This window comes from Pantoea sp. YR525, assembly GCF_900116775.1.
Taxonomy (GTDB): Bacteria; Pseudomonadota; Gammaproteobacteria; order Enterobacterales; family Enterobacteriaceae; genus Pantoea; species Pantoea symbiotica.
Genome location: NZ_FPBU01000006.1, coordinates 1 through 22,507, shown reverse-complemented (window position 1 = coordinate 22,507; position 22,507 = coordinate 1). Strand labels below are relative to the sequence as shown.

General features: G+C 54.8%; 23 protein-coding genes. 5 read left to right on the top strand and 18 right to left on the bottom strand.

Annotated elements, in window-relative coordinates:
• The first annotated feature begins 105 nt into the window (after window positions 1–105).
• The 4 genes from leuC to BM323_RS13115 are packed head-to-tail and all read left to right on the top strand — an operon-like array spanning window position 106 to window position 4,069.
• Window positions 106–1,527, top strand: coding sequence for a 3-isopropylmalate dehydratase large subunit (gene leuC, locus BM323_RS13130; protein WP_008106820.1), 1,422 nt, complete (start codon window positions 106–108; stop codon window positions 1,525–1,527).
• A gap of 1 nt (window position 1,528) precedes the next feature.
• Complete coding sequence (gene leuD, locus BM323_RS13125; protein ID WP_008106818.1) at window positions 1,529–2,164, top strand: 3-isopropylmalate dehydratase small subunit; 636 nt, start codon at window positions 1,529–1,531, stop codon at window positions 2,162–2,164.
• Window positions 2,161–3,075 (top strand): alpha/beta fold hydrolase, encoded by a 915-nt coding sequence (locus BM323_RS13120; RefSeq protein ID WP_008106817.1) that lies wholly within the window; start codon window positions 2,161–2,163, stop codon window positions 3,073–3,075. The genes leuD and BM323_RS13120 overlap by 4 nt, the downstream gene beginning before the upstream one ends.
• A gap of 31 nt (window positions 3,076–3,106) precedes the next feature.
• Window positions 3,107–4,069, top strand: a complete 963-nt coding sequence (locus BM323_RS13115) for a LysR substrate-binding domain-containing protein (RefSeq protein WP_008106815.1) — start codon at window positions 3,107–3,109, stop codon at window positions 4,067–4,069.
• 18 nt (window positions 4,070–4,087) lie between these two features.
• Here BM323_RS13115 and BM323_RS13110 read toward each other — a convergent pair whose 3' ends face one another.
• The 7 genes from BM323_RS13110 to BM323_RS13080 form a co-directional block, all read right to left on the bottom strand.
• A complete protein-coding gene (locus BM323_RS13110; protein WP_008106813.1) occupies window positions 4,088–4,393 on the bottom strand; it encodes a YdgH/BhsA/McbA family protein in 306 nt (101 codons plus the stop codon).
• A 317-nt stretch (window positions 4,394–4,710) separates the two neighbouring features.
• On the bottom strand, window positions 4,711–6,579 hold the full coding sequence (gene kup / locus BM323_RS13105; protein ID WP_008106811.1) for a low affinity potassium transporter Kup: 1,869 nt from the start codon (window positions 6,577–6,579) through the stop codon (window positions 4,711–4,713).
• 302 nt (window positions 6,580–6,881) lie between these two features.
• A complete protein-coding gene (locus tag BM323_RS13100; protein ID WP_008106809.1) occupies window positions 6,882–7,682 on the bottom strand; it encodes a MetQ/NlpA family ABC transporter substrate-binding protein in 801 nt (266 codons plus the stop codon).
• Window positions 7,683–7,773: 91 nt separating this feature from the next.
• The gene (locus tag BM323_RS13095) at window positions 7,774–8,568 is read right to left on the bottom strand and encodes an MBL fold metallo-hydrolase (protein WP_036648990.1); all 795 of its coding nucleotides are present in this window, start codon (window positions 8,566–8,568) and stop codon (window positions 7,774–7,776) included.
• A 91-nt stretch (window positions 8,569–8,659) separates the two neighbouring features.
• Window positions 8,660–9,181 carry a GNAT family N-acetyltransferase gene (locus BM323_RS13090; protein WP_008106803.1) on the bottom strand — a complete coding sequence of 174 codons (522 nt, stop codon included), beginning with the start codon at window positions 9,179–9,181 and terminating at the stop codon, window positions 8,660–8,662.
• The gene (locus tag BM323_RS13085) at window positions 9,169–9,459 is read right to left on the bottom strand and encodes a type II toxin-antitoxin system TacA family antitoxin (RefSeq protein ID WP_008106802.1); all 291 of its coding nucleotides are present in this window, start codon (window positions 9,457–9,459) and stop codon (window positions 9,169–9,171) included. Before BM323_RS13085 ends, BM323_RS13090 begins: the two co-directional genes overlap by 13 nt.
• A gap of 144 nt (window positions 9,460–9,603) precedes the next feature.
• Window positions 9,604–9,933, bottom strand: coding sequence for a gamma-glutamylcyclotransferase family protein (locus BM323_RS13080; RefSeq protein WP_008106799.1), 330 nt, complete (start codon window positions 9,931–9,933; stop codon window positions 9,604–9,606).
• A 242-nt stretch (window positions 9,934–10,175) separates the two neighbouring features.
• Here BM323_RS13080 and BM323_RS13075 point away from each other — a divergent pair, with 242 nt between their 5' ends.
• Window positions 10,176–11,087, top strand: coding sequence for an MBL fold metallo-hydrolase (locus BM323_RS13075; RefSeq protein ID WP_238541726.1), 912 nt, complete (start codon window positions 10,176–10,178; stop codon window positions 11,085–11,087).
• 28 nt (window positions 11,088–11,115) lie between these two features.
• Here the strand turns inward: BM323_RS13075 and BM323_RS13070 are convergent, their stop codons facing one another.
• From BM323_RS13070 to BM323_RS13020, 11 genes are all read right to left on the bottom strand, one after another.
• Window positions 11,116–11,661, bottom strand: coding sequence for an RNA polymerase sigma factor (locus tag BM323_RS13070; protein WP_008106795.1), 546 nt, complete (start codon window positions 11,659–11,661; stop codon window positions 11,116–11,118).
• A 5-nt stretch (window positions 11,662–11,666) separates the two neighbouring features.
• Complete coding sequence (locus BM323_RS13065; protein ID WP_008106793.1) at window positions 11,667–12,110, bottom strand: hypothetical protein; 444 nt, start codon at window positions 12,108–12,110, stop codon at window positions 11,667–11,669.
• Window positions 12,111–12,245: 135 nt separating this feature from the next.
• The gene (locus tag BM323_RS13060; RefSeq protein WP_008106792.1) at window positions 12,246–12,956 is read right to left on the bottom strand and encodes an SDR family oxidoreductase; all 711 of its coding nucleotides are present in this window, start codon (window positions 12,954–12,956) and stop codon (window positions 12,246–12,248) included.
• A gap of 139 nt (window positions 12,957–13,095) precedes the next feature.
• On the bottom strand, window positions 13,096–14,382 hold the full coding sequence (locus BM323_RS13055; RefSeq protein WP_008106790.1) for an MmgE/PrpD family protein: 1,287 nt from the start codon (window positions 14,380–14,382) through the stop codon (window positions 13,096–13,098).
• Window positions 14,383–14,398: 16 nt separating this feature from the next.
• The gene (locus BM323_RS13050) at window positions 14,399–15,163 is read right to left on the bottom strand and encodes an ABC transporter ATP-binding protein (RefSeq protein ID WP_008106788.1); all 765 of its coding nucleotides are present in this window, start codon (window positions 15,161–15,163) and stop codon (window positions 14,399–14,401) included.
• A complete protein-coding gene (locus tag BM323_RS13045) occupies window positions 15,160–16,026 on the bottom strand; it encodes an ABC transporter ATP-binding protein (RefSeq protein WP_008106785.1) in 867 nt (288 codons plus the stop codon). Before BM323_RS13045 ends, BM323_RS13050 begins: the two co-directional genes overlap by 4 nt.
• Window positions 16,019–16,954, bottom strand: a complete 936-nt coding sequence (locus tag BM323_RS13040) for an ABC transporter permease (protein WP_008106783.1) — start codon at window positions 16,952–16,954, stop codon at window positions 16,019–16,021. Before BM323_RS13040 ends, BM323_RS13045 begins: the two co-directional genes overlap by 8 nt.
• Entirely contained in the window at window positions 16,951–18,021 is a 1,071-nt protein-coding gene (locus BM323_RS13035) for an ABC transporter permease (protein WP_008106780.1), read from the bottom strand. The genes BM323_RS13040 and BM323_RS13035 overlap by 4 nt, the downstream gene beginning before the upstream one ends.
• A gap of 12 nt (window positions 18,022–18,033) precedes the next feature.
• Window positions 18,034–19,626: an ABC transporter substrate-binding protein gene (locus BM323_RS13030; protein ID WP_008106778.1), complete on the bottom strand. Its 1,593-nt coding sequence runs from the start codon at window positions 19,624–19,626 to the stop codon at window positions 18,034–18,036.
• A 17-nt stretch (window positions 19,627–19,643) separates the two neighbouring features.
• Complete coding sequence (locus tag BM323_RS13025) at window positions 19,644–21,071, bottom strand: M20 family metallopeptidase (protein WP_008106776.1); 1,428 nt, start codon at window positions 21,069–21,071, stop codon at window positions 19,644–19,646.
• Between the two features lie 133 nt (window positions 21,072–21,204).
• Window positions 21,205–22,119 carry a LysR family transcriptional regulator gene (locus BM323_RS13020; protein WP_008106774.1) on the bottom strand — a complete coding sequence of 305 codons (915 nt, stop codon included), beginning with the start codon at window positions 22,117–22,119 and terminating at the stop codon, window positions 21,205–21,207.
• Window positions 22,120–22,507 lie beyond the last annotated feature (388 nt).

Here is a 22,507-nt window from a genome sequence, read left to right as displayed (position 1 = left end):
ACATTCCATAAAACATCACTTCACGAAGCGTGTTCATTCCCCGCCCACAAACTGTATTACCCTAACGTCTCTAATGATTTGTTTTACTTTCGCGTGGGCAACGGCATGACTAACAAAACACTGTATGAAAAACTGATCGATCAGCATGTGGTTCGTAAGTTAGACGATGAAGGGCACGTGCTGCTTTACATCGATCGTTCGATTCTGAATGAATACACCAGTCCGCAGGCGTTTAGCGGCCTGCGCGATCACCAGCGTCCTGTACGAAATCCGGGCACTATTCTGCTGAATGTCGATCACGTCAACCCGACACGCCCCGAGCGCGATGAGGCGATGACCGACGCGGGCGGGCAGCTACAAGTCGATTACTTCCGTCAAAACGCTGCGCATTTTGGCATCGAACTGTTCGATGTGCTTGATCCGCGCCAGGGCATTGAACACGTGGTGGCGCACGAACAAGGTTTGGTAATGCCCGGCATGGTAATTGCGGCAGGCGACAGTCATACCACCACTTACGGCGCGTTTGGCGCGCTCGGGTTCGGTATCGGCACCTCGGAAATCGAGCATCTGCTGGCGACGCAAATCCTGATTTATCGCACGCTGAAAACCATGCTGGTGACGGTGAGCGGTGAGCTGCCGTTTGGGTGTTCGGCGAAGGACATCATCATGGCGCTGATCGAACAGATTGGCGCATCGGGCGCGACCGGATTTGCCATTGAATTTGCGGGTGATGCCATCGAAGCGCTGAGCATGGAAGGGCGCATGACGCTGTGCAACATGGCGGTGGAAGCCGGTGCGCGCGGTGCGATTATCGCGCCGGATGAAAAAGTGTTTGCCTATATCGCCGGCAAACCGCAAATGCCGACCGGCGAGCTATGGCAGCAGGCCATTGCGGAGTGGCGCGATTTGCGTAGCGATGCTGACGCGCGCTTTGACAGCCGCATCGCCATCGATTGCAGCGATCTCGAACCGAAAGTGACCTGGGGCATCAGCCCGGATCAGGCCAGCGCCATCACCGGCCGCGTGCCCGATCCGGCGCAGGAAAAAGATGCGGTAAAACAGCAGACGCTGCGCAGTGCGCTGAAATATATGGGACTTGAGCCCGGTACGCCGTTAGCGGAAATCGCCATCACGCATGCATTTATTGGTTCCTGCACCAACGGCCGCATTGAGGATCTGCGCGCCGCCGCCGCGATTATCGACGGACACAAAATCGCGCCGCATGTGCGCGGCATTATCGTGCCGGGATCGACGCAGGTGCGTCAGCAGGCAGAAGCGGAAGGTTTAGCTGCGATTTTCGTTAACGCCGGTTTCGAATGGCGTCAATCGGGCTGCTCGATGTGCCTGGCGATGAACGAAGATGTGTTAGCGCCCGGCGATCGCTGTGCGTCTGGCACCAACCGCAACTTCCCTGGCCGCCAGGGCGCAGGTGCGCGCACGCACTTAATGAGCCCGGCGATGGTCGCCGCCGCCGCGATAGCCGGTCATCTGGTTGATGTCCGTAAATTCATGACTGCAGAGGTTTAATATGGAAGCATTTAACAACATTACTGGCACGCTCGCGCCATTACCGGCTGCCAATATTGATACTGATGTGATCATGCCCAAGCAGTTTCTCAAAGGCATCGATCGCCAGGATTTGGATCGCGGCGTGTTCTTCGACCTGCGCTTTCTGCCTGACGGCAGCCCGAATCCCGATTTCATTCTGAATCAGCCCGGCTGGGAAAACGCTGCCTTCTTACTGGTCGGTGCCAATTTCGGCTGTGGTTCCAGCCGCGAGCATGCGGTTTGGGGACTCAATCAGCTCGGCATCCGTGCCATCATCGGCACCAGCTTTGCCGGCATCTTTGACGATAACTGCCAGCGTAATGGTGTTTTGACGCTGACGTTAAGCGACGAGGATTATCAGCGTCTGTGTGCAGGGGCGAACGATGCCACCAACAACCGCATTACCGTGTCGCTGGAACAACAGGCGATCCTCTTCAATAATCAACGCATTGCCTTTTCGGTCAGTGCCTTGAAGCGTGAGATGTTATTGGGCGGCGGCAGCGCGGTGGACTGGACGTTGCAGTACGAATCCGATATCACTCAGTTTGAAGCGCAACATTTTGCCCAGCGTCCGTGGCTGAAACGCGGCCCAATAGTACAGGATGCCCAAGCATGAGTGAGATAACACCACGCGGTGATTCCCCCTTTATCGACGGCTTTACGCTGAGTGATGTGCGATTGGCGAACGGCGTGACGCTGCGCGTCGCCATCGGTGGCGAAGGCCCGCCTTTACTGATGCTGCACGGACATCCACAAAATCATCTGGCGTGGCGCAAAATTGCGCCGCAGCTGGCGCAGAAATATCGCGTGATCCTACCGGATCTGCGCGGTTACGGCGACAGCGACAAGCCGGTAAGTGATGAGACGCATCGTGCTTACTCGAAACGTGTGATGGCAGACGATATTAGCCTGCTGATCGACGCATTAGGCCTGGAGCGCGTGGCGTTTGTTGGTCACGATCGCGGTGCGCGCGTAGGCCATCGGCTGGCGCTCGATCATCCGGAAAAACTTTCCTGCTGCGTGTTTGTCGATATTGCGCCAACCGCCACCATGTATGCGTTAACCAATAAAGAATTTGCGACGCGCTATTTCTGGTGGTTCTTCCTGATTCAACCTTATCCATTACCGGAAACCATGATCGGCCACGATCCGGCGTTATTCCTGCGCAAACACATTGATGGGCAATTAAAAACGCCGGGCGCCACCGAAGAGGTAATATTCAACGATTACCTGCGCTGTTATCAAAAGAAAGAGATGATTCACGCGGTGTGCGAGGATTATCGTGCCGCGGCGACAATTGATTTAGACGATGATGCGCAGGACAGCGATAAACGCATTGAAGCGCCGCTGCTGCTGTTATGGGGAGAAAAGGGCACGGTCGGCCAGTTATATGACGTGGTGGAAACCTGGCAGGATAAAGCGCGCCATATTCAAGGCCACGCATTACCTTGCGGTCATTCACCGCATGAGGAAGTGCCCGAACTGTTTTTAAGCCAGCTTCAGCCCTTCCTGGATTCTGTGTTATAACCGGCTAAATTTACCTAACGCTGTGATGGTTATGAAGATACTGCTTGCCGGGAAAAGTTATCAGAAGCCGCTTGAGGGTTGGCCGTCGGTCGAAGATCTGTATGTATTTATCAGCGTGGCTCGCTATGAAGGTTTTGGCCGCGCCGCCATTGAGCTCGGCCAGTCGCCATCCTATATCAGTAAGCGTATTGCCATCCTTGAAAAGCAGCTGGAAACCCGACTATTTTTCCGCACCAACCGCGTGATGCGCCTGACGCCAGAAGGTGAAAAGGCGCTGGAAGGCGCGCTGCAAGTGGTGCACGAGATGGATTCCTTCCTCAATAACTTTCAGCAGTGGCGCGGCGAACTGACCGGCGATCTCACCGTGGCCTGTTCATTTGGTTTTGGTCAGGATTATTTGTCGGATACGATTGCTGAATTTATGACGCGCCATCCATCACTCAATATCAAACTGATGCTCAGCGATCGTGATATTGATTTATTGCAATCAGGAACCGATGTGGATATTCGTGTTGGCGATGATGTTAATCATTCCTATATAGCCCGAAAGTTAGCCGCCAATCGGCGTATTCTTTGCGCCTCCGCAGATTATTTAGCCCGATCGCGTCCGCTGGAGACGCTGGATGATTTAATCGATCACAGCTGTCTTATTATTAATGAAAATAACAACACCTTTGGGCATTGGACGTTAACCGATGGCGAAAATAAAATTGTCTGTCGTCTGAATAGCCATTACTCATCGAATAGCGGGAAAGTGATTTTGAACTGGGCTTTAAAGTCGCACGGCATTGCGTTGCGATCGGCCTGGGATGTCGCACCTTATTTAAGTGAAAAACAATTGGTTCACGTTTTACCGCAGTGGTATCAGGAAGCGAATGTTTGGGCGGTTTACACGCAACGCGCTTCTGAATCGCCGCGCATTAAAGTGTTTATTGATTTTCTCGCTGACTACTTTGCAGAAAAAAGCCTGCCGATGATGAAGGGCAGGCTGTAAATTCCAATAAATTAAACATTAGCCATAAGCCACTTTGCTATTGATATGATAAAGAGTGGCTGTGGCGGCCATGATATGTTGACCATCGTGCGCCGGTTCGTGTGATTCCACTTCGGTGATGTGATAACCCACCGCGCCGGCAGCAACGGCTTTCTTCACAAAGGCGTCATTCAGCTCTTCCATTGAGGTCGCCCAGCTCACCGAAGTAAATCCTACCGGATGAATTGATGAAAGTTCGCGATGGGTTAAATCAGCGCGAATTAAAACCGGTTTAACAGATTGCGGTGTGAAAATAGATATTACGTCATTAATTAATTGTTTCATGGCGATACTCCTCGCAAATAGTAGCTGAACCATTGGCCGCAGCTACGAATCTTTCAATTGTTGATAATGCGCTTAAACCCTAAATGTTCACGACAGGTGATCATTGCCGGTGAAGTTAATAAACACCTTTTCAGGTTAAGCGTTTTAGCTTTAATTGCTAATTAGATGTTAAGAAAGATTCAGCCACAACTCATTCAAACTTACGCGACTATTTTTGCATCTGGTTACATTTGGCGGGTAAAAAATAAGGTCGCCATGAATGGCGACCTTACGGTTATTTCGCGGGATTTTGTAGGGGCGCCATTCATGGCGACCGATCAAAACTCGCGCTGCCCGCCCAGCTCGATGACCCGATTTGGCGGGATATTAAATTGCTCATGCGCGCGCTGTGCGTTGCGCTGGCAGAAATGGAAAATACCGCCTTTAACCCGCATCAAACCTTTTCTCTTCTTCATCACCAGCGTGTCGTGCGAGGTGAAGAACGAGGCTTCATTGACGGTACAACCAAATCCTTCCAGCCCGCACAGATGCAGGATCTCCGCCATTGATGGCGTTTCTCGCCAGCCGTAAGCGGCGGTTACTTGCCAGAACGACGGCGACAACTGGGTAATGCTTAGACGCTTCTGGTTGTAGACGCGCGGGATATCGGTGGTGCGGATATGCAGCAGCACCACACGTTTATGCAGCACGCGGTTGTGCTTGAGGTTGTGCAGCAGCGCCTGCGGAATCTCATGCTCTTTACGTGAGAGGAAGATGGCAGTGCCAGCTACGCGACTCGGTGGATTGGTTTCCAGCGAACGAATCAATGCCAGCAGGCTTTCGGGATCGTTATTCAATTTGCGAATCAGGCGATTACGCTCGCTGCTCCAAATCAGCATCAATCCCATCATACTCAGCGCCAGCAGCACCGGCACCCAACCGCCAGATAGCAGCTTCATCAGGTTGGCGCTGAACAGCGGCACATCAATGCTTAACATACACAGCAGGAAAACCAGCGCCACCGGCAGCGGCCACTTCCAGTTACGCAGTGCCACCACACCCGCCAGACAAGCGGTAATCACCATGGTGCCGGTCACCACAATGCCGTACGCGGAAGAGAGTGCAGAAGATTGACGGAACGCCAGCACAATCACCGTTACTGCGACAAACAGCAGCCAGTTCACCACCGGAATATAGATCTGACCGGATTCGGTATGCGAAGTGAAAATGACGCGCATCGGCGGCAGGAATCCCTGACGAATCGCCTGATGCGTCAGCGTATACACGCCGCTAATCACCGACTGCGCCGCAATCACCGTCGCCAGCGTTGACAGCACAATCAGTGGAATCTGTCCCCAGCCCGGCGCGAGATTAAAGAATGGATTATTGATGGCCTGCGCATCGGCAATTACCAGCGCGCCCTGACCAAAGTAGTTGAGCACTAACGCGGGCATGGCGATCACCAGCCAGGCCATGCGAATCGGCGCTTTGCCCAGATGTCCCATATCGGCGTACAGCGCTTCCGCACCGGTCACCGCCAGCACCACCATGCCAAGCGCGGCAAACGACAACGCTTTATGGCTAAGCAGGAACGTCAACGCATAGGAAGGATTGAGTGCATACAGCACCTCAGGATTGAGCAGGATGCCGCGAATACCCAGCAGAGCAATCGATACAAACCAGACAAACATCACCGGGCCGAACACTTTACTGACCTTCTCGGTGCCGTGTTTTTGAATGATGAACAGCAGCGTGAGGATCGCTACCGCCAGCGGCACTACATATTTATCCAGCTCAGGCGACACCACTTCGATACCTTCAATTGCCGAAAGCACCGAAATGGCCGGAGTGATTACGCCATCGCCGTAAAAGAACGCGCCACCAATTAAGCCCGCTAACACAATGATATGCGACGCTTTCGGTCCGACATGCTGGCGTGCCAGTGACATTAATGTCAACACGCCGCCTTCGCCGTCATGATCGGCGCGCATCACGAAGCAGACATATTTCAACGTCACAATCAGCGTCAGCGCCCAGAAAATCAGCGATAAAAATCCCATCACTGCGGTGGTGGAGATCGCGCCGTTAGGCAAAATGGAGAGACACTCTTTGAGGGTATACAGCGGGCTGGTACCGATATCCCCAAACACGATCCCTGCGGCCGCCAGCATGCCAGCAGGCAAGGACTGTTTTTCACTCTGACTCATAGATTTCCTGTGGTTTATCAGGGTTGAGGCTAATGAGGGCGAACATACCTGTTTGCGACCGATGCGAACAGTGGCAGGCGATTTTACGTACAGCATTTTTACGCCAATGACCGAAATTTTTACACCATTTTTATATGGCGCTTATTTTATGAACTGAGCTTAGCTGATTAACGCGGGAAGTCGCGGAAGGATGGATGTTGTCAGTTAAGCGGAAAATCGGTCGCCATGAATGGCGACCCTACGGTGGTTTGCCGGTGTGCATTGATGCGCACCGGCTTACATAGGCTTAATTAAACCGTAAATTACCAGCCTTTAATAATATCGCCTTTGTAGATCTCATTAGCCTTATCCAGCACTTCCTGCGACTGGAAAGCCTGTATCAGCTTCTGCACGTTAGGGCTGTCTTTATTATCTTCACGCGCCACAATCGCATTCACGTAAGGCGAGGCTTTGCCTTCCATAAACATGCCGTCACGCGAAGCGGAGAGATTAACCAGCGCGGCGAAGTTGTTGTTGATGATCGAAATATACACCTGCGGATCGTCCAGCGTACGCGCCAGCTGCGGCGTATCCACCTCAACAATTTTCAGCTTCTTCGGATTATCGGTGATATCCAGCGTGGTTGGCAGCAGGCCCGCTTCCGGTTTCACTTTGATTAAGCCTTGCGCCTGCAATAGCAGCAGGCTGCGGCCGAGCGTGGTGGCTTCGTTGGAGATGGTCACGGTCGCGCCATCCGGCAGCTCTTTCAACGATTTAATCTTGCGCGAGTAACCCGCTATCGGGAACACAAAGGTGTTGGTGATCACGGCGAAGTGGTAGCCGCGCTCTTTGGATTGCATCTCCAGATAAGGCAGGCTCTGGAAGGCGTTGGCATCGACATCTTTGTTGAACAGCGCTTCATTCGGCTGCACGTAATCATTAAAGGCCACAACATCGACATCCAGCTGATATTTGTCGTGCGCAACTTGCTTCACGGTATCCCACAGCGCCTGATCAGGTCCGGTGTTAATGGCCACTTTGATTTGATTTTCATCGTCTTTGTTGCAGCCACTCAGCAGCGCCACGGAAGCAGCCAACAGAGTCGTAAGTAAAATTTTCTTCATTGCGCAGATCCCCTCTTAACGTAGGGAACGGACTATAATGGATGTTTAGACGTCTGTACATCCATTTGCAGCGCGTTTGCTTACAATTCGTTCAGGCGTTCAAGCAGGCAATATATTTCTCGCCCGACTGCATCACGATCTGCTGCGCATCAGCGAGAATTTCCCGCTGTTCAAATGCGCCATAAAGCCGCGCAAATTTCAGCGCCGCCAGACGAAGTGTAATATCACTTACCGAAGTGACTGATAACGGCAGCATATTCGGATAGCTCCACATAAATGACACTGCATTAGCGCCCGGCGTGACTTGCACAATATCGCCGCTTAGCAACACGCCACCATCCTGCGCCCAATGCAATACACATCCGCCGGCAAAATGTCCGCCGAGACGAATCAGCTTCACCTTCGGCACAATTTCCAGCTCGTCGTGTTGCCAGAGCGAGATATGCGGGCTATCACGCATAATCCATTCACTGTCGTTGGCGTGCAGATAAATTGGCGCATCGAACGCCGCCGCCCAATCCTGCATGGTGCTGTAGTAGTGCGGATGCGAAATAGCGATGGCGTGAACACCGCCGAGCGCGGTGACAATCGCTTTAGTGGCTTCATCGAAATTAGCGATGCAATCCCACATAATATTGCCGTGCGGCGTTTGCAGCAGAAATGCGCGTTGATTTATGGCGAAGTTGGGTACGGTTTGCAGGCTAAATAAGTTGGCAGCATGCTGCTGCCATTTATTGCAATGCGTGGATTGCAGGCTATTCAGTGAAGTCCATTTTTGCCCGCCGGCAGGCACAAATTGCCGCTCGTCTTCACATATTTTGCAGTGTTCGATTTTACTCTGCTGTTCATCGTACGATGTGCCGCATGCCGTGCAGATTTTAATCATCATGAATTCCTCTCGTCTATTTGAGATTCATTCTAGAAGGCGAATTAAGACATGCGAGAAGAAAAGGGCGCTAAGCCCTGTTGAGGGAAAATTAAAGCAACGCTTTAATACTGGTGACTGGAAAGAAAAACTTCAGTTTATCCTCTTCTGACTTAAGCGGTATAAACCCCATCTTGCGATAAAAGGCAGCCGCATCTTCATCTTTTGCTTCAACCATCACTGAATATATACCGACGGCATCGGCAGCATAATAAGCAACGCGCAAAGCATCGATGACCAGTTGTGTCCCGAAGCCGCGCCGGGCAAGGCGTTGGTCAACAGCTAAACGACCTAACGTAATGCACGACGTTTCACGATAGGGAACCTGCTTTTGATAGGCTCGCGTCATACTCGCCTTGGCATAGCTGCCGCCGGACACCGTGTAGAAACCCATCACTTCTGGAATGACATCGTTAGTGATCAGCAGATAGGCTTTGAGGATATTATCAGCGTGCTGTTTCGCAAGATGTTTTTTGAGGAACTCGTCTAACTCGGGGCGTCCACAATTGAAGTTTTCGACGTTAAGTGGCATATCAGCCGAATACTTCACAATGGTTAGTTTTACCGTTTCCATTCCCAGGTTGCTTCCTCTCTGCTGAGAGCCGCCGCACGACGAAGACGTTCATTGGGCGCTGGAGGATTTTCAAGTGCTTCCATGACAGCATTCCATGACTCTTCAGTCAGCTTAATACGGCTATGCTCGCTAATCACATTTGCTGCTCGTTCCAGAGCAGAATCAGCAATGAATTGCGAAACGCTAACGCGGCTAATCTGCGCCGCGGTTTCAATTTCGCTTTTAACATCAGGACTGATACGAAGCTCAAGACGTTCGGTTTTTGCCAAACCTGCCATGATAATTTCTCCAGTTATTCTCATGAAGAACCGAGAATTCACATCAGTGATACAAAATCAGTTCTTACTAACGTACGGTATTTATCCGTACAAGCATAGTATGTAGGTATGCGCACATTTTCAATGGTTCTTTCTGTTCATTTTTTACGCCTGCGGCTGCAACTGATAAATCCACGCCATTACCTGCTCGCCATTGCTGGTAGTGACATTAACTTCCACCCGATCGTAGCCATCTTCAAACTCATCGAGCATCGGCCAATGTGGCTCGAGCTTTTCAGACATAAACAGATAACCCGGTACGCGCGGGCCGTTTTCCTGCAATACAATGCCGGGGAAATCCGCCGCTGCGCCCCAGCCGCGTGCATAGAAGGTGCCGCGAACCGATCCCGCCAGCCATTCGCCGCCGATGTTTTCCAGAATATGCGCATTCGAATGGCCTGGCTGCAGCGTGCCGTAGACAAATAAACGTTTCATTTTCCCTCATAAAATCAAGCAAAAGGGTGACTTTACCTATCGGCGATGACGATGTCATCAATCGCCCAATATGCGATGTGCGATGCCTTAAAAGTGGCTATTCTGAAGGACCCGCGATGAGAGGTAAAAGATCAATGTTGAATAGTTCGAGCATTTCTCGCTGCAATATAAAAAGCTACCCGCAATCCGCTCAGTTTGATGGCAAAAGGTTTAACAATAAGATCCCACGCCAACAGTTAGGATTGACTGAATTAGCCAAACTATTCTGGGATTTTGCCTTCAATAAACCGAAAAATACCGTACCTGAAACTGCACTGCCGTTAATAAAACTTGACGCGCAGCAGCTTGCAGCGGCGGCGGATAACAGCGTATTTCGCCTTGGTCACTCGTCATTGCTGTTTAAAATGCAGGGGAAATATTGGCTGACCGATCCGGTATTTACCCAGCGCGCGTCGCCGTTTAAGTGGTTTGGTCCCAAACGTTTTCAACCTGCGCCGATAGCGCTAGAAGATCTGCCGCCTATCGAAGGGATCATTCTTTCGCATGATCATTACGATCATCTGGATTATCACACCATTTTGCAGCTCAAAGATCGTGCGCGCTATTTCCTCACACCGCTTGGTGTGGGCGATTTGCTGATATCGTGGGGCGTTGCGCAGGAAAAAATTACTCAGCTGGATTGGTGGGAATCAGAGAATATCGGCGGTATTCATTTTGTTGCGACGCCATCGCAGCACTTTTCTGGCCGTGGAATCTTCGACAGCAATAAACGTTTGTGGTGCTCATGGAGCATTATCAGCGATGATTTCCGCCTGTTCTTTGGCGGGGATTCCGGTTATTTCGACGGTTTCAAACAGATCGGCAATAAATTTGGTCCATTCGACATGGCCTTTTTGGAAAACGGCGCGTATGACCGCCGCTGGGCCGATATTCATATGTTGCCGCAAGACACCATCAAAGCCTTTATCGATCTCAACGCGAAATGGCTGTTCCCGATTCACAATGCCGCTTTCGATTTAGCATTCCATCAATGGGACGATCCGCTTAATCAAATCGTGGCGCTGGCGCAGGAACAGCAAATTAACGTGTCGATGCCGCAAATCGGGCAGGGCGTGCAATTTTTACAGCCGCAGCAAGAGAAACCGTGGTGGTAAAAAGAGGCCCGATTGCAAGGCAATCGGGTTATCCGGTTATTTCGTCATACAGGTTGCGCAGTCGCGTGCGCAGAAATAAAACCGCTTTGTGCTTGCGCGATAATAACGTCTGCACGCTGCTGCCGCTCTCTTCAGCCAGTTCGTTATAGCTGTAGCCGAGCAGTTCGGTTTTCTCGAACACCTCACGCTGCGCGTCCGGTAATTCGGCTAACGCTGCCTCCAGTTCTTCCCACAGCAGCGTTTTGAGATATTCATCTTCCGGCGTTTGCGGCACGCCAAATAAGGTTTCAGCCAGCTCATCTTCCGGGAAATCATTCTCTTCATTGCCGCCGAAAAAATCGGCCAGCGGCAGCTCACGCTTTTTCCGTGCCCGATCGGTCATTTCATTGCGTGCCGCCCGGAACAGCCAGGCGGCGACATTCTCCACCGGCTGCTCCACCTGCATCAGCTTATATGTGACTTCCTGCAAGATGTCGTCGGCATCTTCACGCACTGCGGTTCGTCCGCGAATAAATGCATTTAGCTTGGTGCGACAGGCGGTGATCGCCGACATCAGCAGTGAATTCTGCGCCATCGCGCTTACTCGGCGTCGCTGGATTTAGGCGGGTTATTCTCCGGCTGTGTGCGCGCTTCGCCTCGCTCATCACGACGACCATGCCAGTCGCAACGATCGCGGTGGCCACGATGACCAAAGCGATTGCGGCGATGCTGCATAAACTCTTCGCGCTGTTCCGGCGTCATCTGCATCCAGCGTTCATGCATGCGGCGACGCGCCATACCAAACATCCCCGGACGAAATCCCAAACCGCCAAACAAGATGCGGCACAGCGCCAGCAAACCCAGTGCTTGCCAGAAGCCGATGCTTTTCACGCCGATGATGCCGGGCAGCAACGCATTCCATAGCGACATCACCAACAAGCCCAGTGCGGCGATAATTACCGCGCCCATCAGCAGCGGCTTCGCCAGGCGATGGCCGCCAAAATGATCACGATGACCGTGTCTGTGCATATCAAAATCTCTCATTGTTTTATTCCTCATTAGATTAACGGATAACTGCTGGTGATGAGGTAGACGAATGAGCGGTGAGAATATTGCTAAAAAAATTTAAAAAAAAGCCGCCGGATGGCAGCCTCGGATTGCGGACTATTTGCTGAGGAATCAGCGTTTCACTTTATCCCTCCGTGGTCTAATTACAATATCTGCAATTTGCGTGTCTTCCGGACTGTCCACGATAAAGCGTACGGCGCGTGCCACTGAAGCTGCATCGAGATATTCCAGCGGATTGATCGGCGCATGGTTGCCCGCGCGGGCACGCGAGGCTTGGTTCATCGGCGTATCGGTTGGGCCTGGCGCGACTGTCGCGACCCGCACGCCATGTTCGCTCTCTTCGGTGCGCAGCGCATGCGCCAGCGCGGTGAGAGCAAATTTCGAGGCGGAGTAAATAACGTGTCCTGCTAACGCCAGCGTCCCCGAACCGGAGTTGATAAACACCACTTTGCCCTGCGAGGCGCGCAGGGCTGGTAAGGTTAAACGCGTGAGTTCAGCAGGCGCGATGACGTTAATATTCAGGTGCTGTTGCCACAGTTCTGGCGTGGCGGAGAAGGTGGTGCTGAGTATCGAGATCGCCGCCGAATGCACCAGCACGTCAACCCGATCTAGCGTGGCGGTGAACGCGGCCACAGCGGCAAAATCCGTGATATCCAGCGCCAGCGGAATGACGTTGGTGACCTGTTCCAAAGCCTGCAATGTTTGCTGATTGCGACCGATGGCGTAAACCTGATGATCCGCTGCCAATAACTTCACGGTTTCCAGGCCAATACCGCTGTTGCCGCCAGTGACAATCGCCACCGGTAATGCTGATGCTGTCATAAGTTCCTCTCCTGTTGATGATTTTAAGCTAAGGAAAAGGACTGCTCCAGGCAAATGCCTAAATTGACTATGTTTACCTGGTGCGCATGAATGCGCACTCGTTGTAGGGTCGCCATTCATGGCGACCAATATCAAAAACTCACACCATCAACTCACGCATAAACCCCAAATCATGCTGTTGTTCGAGCTGCATCAGTTGCTGATAGATATTCCCAGCGTTAGGCAAATCCGCACAGCAGTCATGAAATTTCGCCTCGCGCTCCGCTGCGCTAAAGGGTTCATCGTGCGCACCGCGCGCATGTCGACGTGAATGCACTACTTCGCGGCCATCTTTAAAGCGCAAAGTGAGAATGTGCGGTAAATCGCGGCTTTCCGCTTCCTGTTCTGCCGTCCACGGCGACATGATGATACTTGCCATCAGCACGTTATCCGTCTGCGCCCGCACGCTTTGCGCGGTAAAGTCAGTGACGCTCAGCGCCCCTTTTTCCAGCATCATCGCCACACAATATTGCATCGAGAAGCGCGCCTGCATTTCGTCCTGCGGCTGCGTGTAGGCGAGGTTGCGCCAGTTGGCGATGCCCACCTGACAATGCACGCTTTCGATATCGTCCAATGATAGCGTCTGGCGCTGCTGCAAATCGGCAATGGCGTCAAGAATGCGATGCGTTGAACCGCAGCACGGATGCTTTTTCGGCATCACGCCGATGCGCTCGATAACGTGTTCATTTTCACCAGGCAACGCGGAAACACTGAGTTTCCCAGCGTACAACTCAGCAAAACCCTGCGCGCATTCAATGATATCAGCGCGGCCTTGCATGCCAGTTTGCGCCAGCAGCGCGGCATCGACGGCGTTACGTGCGGCCATTCCGGCATGAAAGGGTTTGAGCGGCGTGCCGAACTGTCTTTTCACACCGCTGGCGAGACTCACCGCGATGCTGAGTGCGCGCGCAATCCCCGCCGCATCCATGCCCAGCAGCGCCGCAACGCCCGCCGCGCTGCCGATGCAGCCGACGGTGGATGTGCCGTGCCAGCCGGCGGTGTAGTGCTGATAGCCAATCGACTCGCCCACAAAGGCCTGTGCCTGCAGGCCAATCAGGTAAGCGCGGATAAGCTGCGCACCATCGCATTGTTGCGCCACCGCTAGCAGTGCGGGCACCAGCACCGCCGAGGCGTGACTCATGCCGGGCGCAAAGTTGTCGTCATAATCGATGGCGTGCGCGGCGGTGGCGTTAAACAGCGCATCCAGCGAGCGCGTGCGCGGCTGTTCAGGCCAGGCTTGCAGCACCGCGCGGGTTGAGAAATCATCGCTTCCCGCGACCATACAACCGAGCGTATCGGCAATGGCATCGCAGGCTAGCTGGCGTGCACGAGGCGAGAAGGCGGGCGGCGTGGCGCACCACTGCGCCAGCGTTTCAATAAGTGTCATGATCGAATCCTCAAAGTCAGGCCTCGCTGGCCGCGAGAAACTCACGCGTGTAGTTTTCCTGCGTCAGCCCTTGCCGCACGTTGTCGGCGCTCAGCTCTTCCAGCAGTTTGCCGTGATGCATGATGCCAATACGGCTGCACAGATGCGTAACTACGGCTAAATCGTGCGTCACCATCAGATAGGTCAGCCCACGCTGGCGGCGCATGTTGCTGAGTAAGTTGAGGATCTCCGCTTGCACCGACACATCCAGCGCAGACGTCGGTTCATCCAGCAGCAGCACCGAGGGCTCAAGAATCAACGCGCGCGCAATCGCCACGCGTTGCCGCTGTCCGCCAGAGAGCTGATGCGGATAGCGATAACGGAAGGCATCGGAAAGTCCCACCGCGTGCAATACCTCGCTGATACGCGCTTCATGGCGATCCAATCCGTGCAGCTTGAGCGGTTCACGCAGGCTGGCCCACACCATTTTGCGCGGATGCAGTGAGGCATACGGATCCTGAAACACCATCTGCACCTGGCGATAAAAAGCTTTATCGCGCTGGGGCTGCTGCTCGCGGTTATTGAACAGAATATGGCCGTGATAATCGTGATTAAGGCCGGCCAGCGCGCGCAAAATTGTCGATTTGCCGCAGCCGGATTCACCAATCAGGCCGTAACTTTCGCCGTGCGCCAGCGTAAAACTCACGCCATCCACCACCTGACGACGACGCGTTCCGCTGCCGAAAGCGATGGTGAGATCGACCAGTTCAATGCTGCGTTCTGCCGTTGGGATCATATTCATAGCGCCACTCCATCGCGGTAGCAGGGACCGTTAAGCCAGCTGGCTTCACGCAGCGGCACGCGCAGCATCTCAACCGGCTGATGCAGACGCGGCTGGCTGGCTAACAGCGCTTGCGTATAGGGGTGTTGCGCCTGTTCAAGGCGGTCGGCGCGGATCTCTTCGACGATGCGCCCGGCGTACATCACCAACACGCGGTCACAGAAGCGCGACACAAGATTGAGGTCGTGGCTGATAAACAGCAGCCCGGTTTGGCGGCGCGCCAGTTGCTCGTTGAGAATGCTCAACACCTGCTGGCGCACCGTCACATCCAGCGCCGACGTCGGTTCATCGGCAATGATCAAATCCGGCTCGGGTATCAGCATCATGGCAATCATCACGCGCTGTCCCATGCCGCCGGAGATTTCATGCGGATAGCGCTGTGCGACGCTCTCGACATCGCGAATATGCACCGATTCCAGCATCGCTAGCGCCCGCAGTCGTGCTTCGCCTTTGCTGACGCGACGATGCAGCCGCCAGGCTTCCGCCACCTGATCGCCGATGCGCATCAGCGGGTTCAGTGAGAAGCGGGGATCCTGCAGGATCATTGAGATGCGATTGCCGCGAATGGCGCGCATCTGTTTTTCGCTGCAGCTGAGCAGGTCGATATCGCCAAACTGCATCTGATCGGCGCTGACGTGGCCGATTTTCGGCGTTAGTTTGAGCAACGCGCGGCAGGTTTGTGACTTGCCCGAGCCTGATTCGCCGACAATCGCCACTTTTTCACGACCGACCTGAAAGCTGACGTCGCGCACCGCATGCTGTTCGCCGTGCGCGCTGCGGAATACGATATTCAGGTTCTTGACCTGAAGCAGGGAATTAGTCATGGCGAATATCCATTACGTCGCGCAGGCCATCACCCAGCAGGTTGAAGGCGAGGCTGGTGAACAGGATGGCTAAACCGGGAATGGCGGCAACCCAGCCGTTGTTAAGCATGAATTCACGCCCGGAAGCCAGCATCGCCCCCCATTCCGGGCTCGGCGCTTGTGCGCCAAGGCCAAGAAAACCGAGTCCGGCGGCGGTGAGGATAATCGCCGCCATATTGAGCGTGACGCGCACCACCACGGAAGGCAGGCACATCGGCACGATATGGCGCACGATGATGTGCCACGACGATGCGCCTTGTAAGCGCACGGCAGCGATGTAATCCATTTTGCGGATGGCCAGCGTTTCGGCGCGCGCCAGACGCGCAATCGGCGGCCACGATGAGAGTGAAATCGCGATGATGGCATTCTCGATGCCGGGACCAAGCGCGGCGACGAACGCCAGCGCCAGAATCAGGCTGGGAAAGGCGAGAAAAATATCCACCAGCCGCATCAGAACGGTATCGACCCAACCGCCGAGATAACCGGCGGTGGTGCCGACCAGCAGCCCGAGCGGCGTAATAATCAAGGCGGTCAGCCCGGCGATATACAGCGTGATGCGTGCGCCATACAGCAGGCGGCTGTAGATATCGCGGCCCAGCTCATCCGTGCCGAGCCAATGCTCAGCGTTGGCGGGTTGCAGGCGCAGCGCCAGATTTTGTGCGTAGATATCGTGGCTGGCAATCCACGGTGCCAGCAGCGCGGCAGCGATAATCACCAGCAACACCAGCAGACCAAACAGCGCAGAATGATTGGCGCAAAAGCGGCGCCACTGAATCCACATCAGCTGCACTTGCGCCTGCAACGGCGATTGCGGTGCCGGATCGCGCAGCCAGGCGCGTAAGCTCCGCGAGGCGGGCAGCGCCGGGGATTTGTTTACGGAATCGGTCATGGTTCCTCCTGACGCGTGCGGGGATCAAACAGGCGATAGAGCAGATCGCACAGCAGGTTGAGGGCAACGAAGATAGCGCCGATCAGCAAGGTGCAGCCAACCACCGCATTCATGTCGCCGGCCAGCAGCGCATTGGTGAGGTAGCGGCCAAAACCGGGCCAGGCGAACACCGTTTCAGTGAGCACCGCGCCTTCCAGCAGCCAGGCCCAGGACAGCGCAACCACGGTCAAGGTCGGCACCGCGATGTTGCGCAGCGCATGTATCCACACGCAACGCGCCCACGACAAACCTTTCACCCGCGCGGTGATGATGTACTCCTGCGAAAGTTGCTCCAGCATGAAGCTGCGCACCATGCGGCTGATATAGGCGAGGGCGCTGAGACCCAAAATCGAGGCGGGCAGAATGATGTGACCCAACACGTTGCGGAACACCTCCCACTTGCCGCTTAGCGCACTATCAATCAGCCAAAAGCCGGTCACCGGTTGCAGATCGAATTCGTAGATGAAATCGATGCGTCCGGGGCCGCCAATCCAGCCCAGCGTGGCGTAAAACAGCAGTAAACCCATCAGTCCCAGCCAGAAGTGCGGCGTGGAGTAGCTGAGCAAACCGACAAAGCGCATCAGATGATCGAACCAGGTGTTGCGATACATGGCGGAGAGCACGCCCGCCGGTACGCCCAGTCCCACGCCGATAATCGCCGCCACCGTTGCCAGCTCCAGCGTGGCGGGAAACACGCGGGCGATATCCTGTGCCACCGGGTGGCTGGTGGTGAGTGCGATACCAAAATCAAGATGCAGCAGCTGCCAGACGTAAGCGACAAACTGCTGCCACAGCGGCTGATCGAGGCCGAGCTGCTGGAACATCTTGTCGTACGCTTCCTGGCTGGCGTTATCCCCGATGATCGCCACTACCGGATCGATCGGCAGCAAACGGCCAATAAAGAAGGTGAGTGCGGCCAGCCCCAACAGCGTGCAACCGATCGAAATAACTCCCTTAGAAAGGCGTCGCAACAGACGCCAGCCAGCGGAAGGTGTGTTCTGTGCGAGCGGTGAGATCACCTGAGACATCAGCCACCTCCATTATTTACTTGCGTCACCGTACCAAACGCGGAAACCGTTCCACGTCCAGTTCTTCACCACGGCGTTAATGCCCGCGCTGTTGTACATCTGGAACATGATCGCCATCGGGCCTTTCTGCATCTGCTCTTTCTGCAAATCGGCATACAGTGCGCTGCGTTTGCTGTCATCCGGCTCCAGCAGCGCGGTCTCCACTTTCTGGTTCATCTGCGGATCGAAATAGGCGGCTCGCCAGCTCGGATACTGCGTGGCGCGCGCCTCTTTGCTGTTATCCGGGTTATAAACCAGACGCGAAGCGTTGCCGTAGGCATCCGGCACCGAGGTTTGCCACGCCATCATCGCGCTCTGGAACTCGCGGCCGCGCACGCGGCTAAACAGCTGCGCATTCGCCATGCGTTCAAGATTGAGTTTCACGCCAATTTTGGCGGCGTTTTGCTGGATGCTTTGGGCGATCGGCGCCGAGTGCGGCAGCGTGCCAAACAGTACCGAGGCGCTAAAGCCGTTGGGATAGCCCGCTTCGGTCAGCAGCTGTTTCGCTTTGTCTAAATCGAGATGGAAAGGTTGTCCTTGTTTGGCATCCAGCGCGCCAAAGGCCCCTTGCTGCACAAAGCTGGCGCGCGGCACGCCGAGATAAGGCATCACGCTGTTGCCGAGGCCGTCGTAATCGATCAGATAACGCATCGCCAGACGCACTTTTGCATTTTTGAAAATCGGGTCCTCGTTGTTATAGGTCCAGAAGAACAGCTGCGGTTTCAGCACCTTCTCCACTTTGACCTTGCCGCCTTCATCCAGCGTTTTCAGGTCATCGGCTGACAGATCGCGCGCGATATCCACATCACCTTGCGTCACCAGCAAACGCTGTGTACCGGTTTCAGCAACGTGACGGATCAGAATGCGTTTCAGCAGCGGCGCTTTGCCCCAGTAATTGGGCGAGGCTTGCAGCACCACGCCTTCACCGGCGTTCCAGCGCACCAATTGATACGGACCTACGCACGCCGTGTGGGTGGAGAGATATTTGTGGCCGAGATCGCCGTCCACCGCTTGCTTCTCTAGCAGTTTGCGATCCAGCAGCGATGAGACATTATTGGCGGCGATTGCCTGCAGCACCAGATTGGTGGGATAGGCTTTGTCGAAACTCATCACCAGCGTTTTGTCATCCGGCGCGGTGATGCGGCTATCGACATTCTCTTTGCTGAAACCGTACTCCTTGATGGCGGCAGCGTTGCCGTATCCGAGTTTCACCACGCGCTGCATTGACCAGGCCAAATCGCCTGCTGTCGCCGGTGAGCCGTCGGCAAACTTCAGGTTGTCCTGCAGATGAAAGGTGATGGTTTTACGATCGGCAGAAACGTCCCAGCTTTTCGCCATGCCGGGATCGAGCTGAGTTTCGTCGCTCACGCGAAAATCCACCAGCGTGTCACAGGTATTGGAGTAGATCTCGCTGGTCACCACTTCACCAATTTGTGCCGGATCCCAGGTGCTGATGGCGTCAATATTCCATGCCATCACCAGCGAGTCGGGGGGCGTGGCGGCCTGCGAAGCGGCGCAGCAACCTGCTGCCAGCGCGATGGCGGCAGTGAGTGTTTTCATCGTCATGCTTCTCTCCTGAGCTGTTACAGATGGTCCGGGCGTGGCTGAATCGGCGGCTTAACCTCCGCAGGGATCGGGCAGTGATACGGTTTCTCGCTCACCTGTTCGAAGTGCGCTTTTTTCACCTGCGCCAGTAGCATTTTATCGGTCAGCACATCCACCGCCGTCGCTGCCATCACTTTGGCGACATGCGTCAGCGCTTTGTGCGCCGCGGGCATTTTGCCCTGCGCGGTAAGCTGCCATGAGTGGCCGGGCGTACCAATTGCCATGGTCGGCACGTGTGCCTGCACGGTGGGGATCACCCAACTGACATCGCCGACATCGGTGGAGCCGATCATCACTTCGCCGTGAGTATCCAGCGGGATGATGTAGTCGCTGAGTGGTTTAGGATTGGCGGGTTTTACGCCGGTTTTGCGATAACAGTTGTCGATCTCTTCGGGCGTTAAGGTGGCCTGAATATCGGCGGCAAAGGCGAGGTCGGCCTGGTCAAACGGCACCGGGCCTAGCGCTTCGAGATTGAACTGCATCGCCTGTTCCAGCGGGCGGTTGCCGAGCAGATTGGAGACGGCGCTCATGATGCTGATATCGACCTGAGTATCGGTCATCATTGCCGCACCAGCGGCCACGCGCTTAACGCGCTCATTGAGATCAAACATGGCGTGCACATCGCGCGAACGAATCGCGTAACGCACGGTGGATTTGGCCTGCACCACATTGGGCGCGACGCCGCCGGCATCAAGAAAAGCGTAGTGAATGCGCGAATCCTGCGGCACGTGTTCACGTAAAAACTGCACGCCGACGTTCATCAGTTCAGCGGCATCCAGCGCGCTGCGGCCGAGATGCGGTGAGGCGGCGGCGTGTGACGATCGGCCGCTGAAGGCAAAATCCATACGCGTGTTAGCTAATGACAGCGGTTTGGCGACTTCATGGTGCGCGCTCGGATGCCAGGTAATAGCAACATCAACGCCATCAAAGGCTCCAGCGCGTGCCATAAAGGATTTCGCTGCGCCGCCTTCTTCCGCCGGACAGCCGTAATAGCGTACGCGACCCGGCACGCCAGTTTCTTCCAGCCAGGCTTTCAATGCTGTTGCCGCCAGCATCGCGGCTGAACCCAGTAGGTTATGCCCGCAACCGTGGCCATGACCGTTGCCCGGCAGCGGCGAATAGTGCGCAACACCAGCCGCCTGGCTCAGACCCGGCAGCGCATCGTATTCGCCAAGAAACGCGATGATTGGCCCACCTTCACCGGCTTCACCCATCACGGCAGTGGGAATCTCCGCCACGTTCTCCGTGACGCGAAAGCCTTGCTGTTTCAGCATCGCGGTATGCTCCGCCACCGAGCGATATTCGGTATAACAGATTTCCGGCATGCCCCAAACGCGATCGCTCAGATCACAAAAGTCCGCTTGATGTGTCTCCACCCATTTCCACACTAACGCTTTGTTTTCCATCATGGTCCTCAGCTTGGTTGGTCAGGTATCGCCAGAGGCGGCAGCCTCTCTGAACTCGCAGCATGGAGGAAAACAACAGCGTTAGGCCAATGAGCAATTCACACTCCCCATTCCAAAATTGCATAGTTTGCCATCAGGCGGCGTCTGCCGTATCGCCGGCGCAGGCGCGCAGCCACAGCTGTTCTGCCTGCGGGTTTTGCAGCACCGGCTGACGATAAAGCCGAATTGCCAGCGAGATATCCCAATTGCTTTCATCGGCACGCACCAGATTGCCGCTGGCCAGCTCTTCGTGGATCAAACTCAGCGGCAGCCAGGCCACACCCGCACCAGCCAACACCATCGCTTTGAGGTTCACCGACATGCCGTTTTCATACACCGCTTCCAGCGGCAGCGGCCGTTTACTTAGCATCTGCGCCAGCGCGTGGGCGAAGAAGGTGTGCTGGCCGTAACTCAGCCACGGAATTGGGCCGCCGTCAGCGCGTACCGGATAGAGCGGTTTTCCGCTGCTGTCGGGACGACACACGGCGATAGCGCGCTCGCGGCCCAGTTGGATCATCGGGTAAGCCGCCAGCTGGTGGATTAAGGAAACCGCATCGTTGGCGTAGGTCAGCAGGAAATCGGTTTCACCGCTGTGCAGAGTGGAAATGTGTTCGACGAAGCTCGGCTTCTGATTGCATAAGCGGATATAGCTGAGGTGCGGCTGCAAATTTAGCCGCTGGATCCAGTCGGGAAAGAAGGTCAGCGAAAGGGTATTCAGCATCGCAAAGCGCAGCACGGCGGTGCGTGAGCTGTAGCGCTGATGCAGATCGTTACGCAGATGCGTCATGGAGAATACCGTTTCGCTGGCGGTGGCGAGAAAGGTTTGGCCTTCCGGCGTTAAGGTGACGGGATAGGTTTTGCGGTCAAACAGCGGCACGCCCAGCCACTCTTCTAACTGGCGGATGCGCCGACTGAGCGCCGATTGCGTGATATGCCGCTCATTGGCGGCGCGGGTAAAACTGTAACAGCGGGCGACACTGAGAAAATCTTCAAACCATTTCAATTCCATAGCGCAGACCTCTTTGGACGAAAGGGAACGATAAGTCACAATTTGTTACACGCAAGAAACGCGCCAGTCTGCGGATGGCCTGATAGATAGATGCTGGAGGCGTTACCAGGAGTAAAACGCAAAAATGAAGCAGAGCATGCACCCAGCCGGTGCATCATTTCTCGTCCGCACGAATCGTAGCGGCGCAATTTATTGCGTAATGCCGCTCAGTTAAGCGCGGAGCGACTTTCGTTCGCCTTGTGCTGAGGCAGTTGCAGCACCTTCGTGCGGCGACCGAGCAGAGGACGCCTGGCTGCACTGAACCCCGGATCCTGGACAAACAATCCAGAATCCGGAGGTTAAAATGAAGCACCCATATTCCGTCAGGCTGGCTGCAGTTCAGTACTAT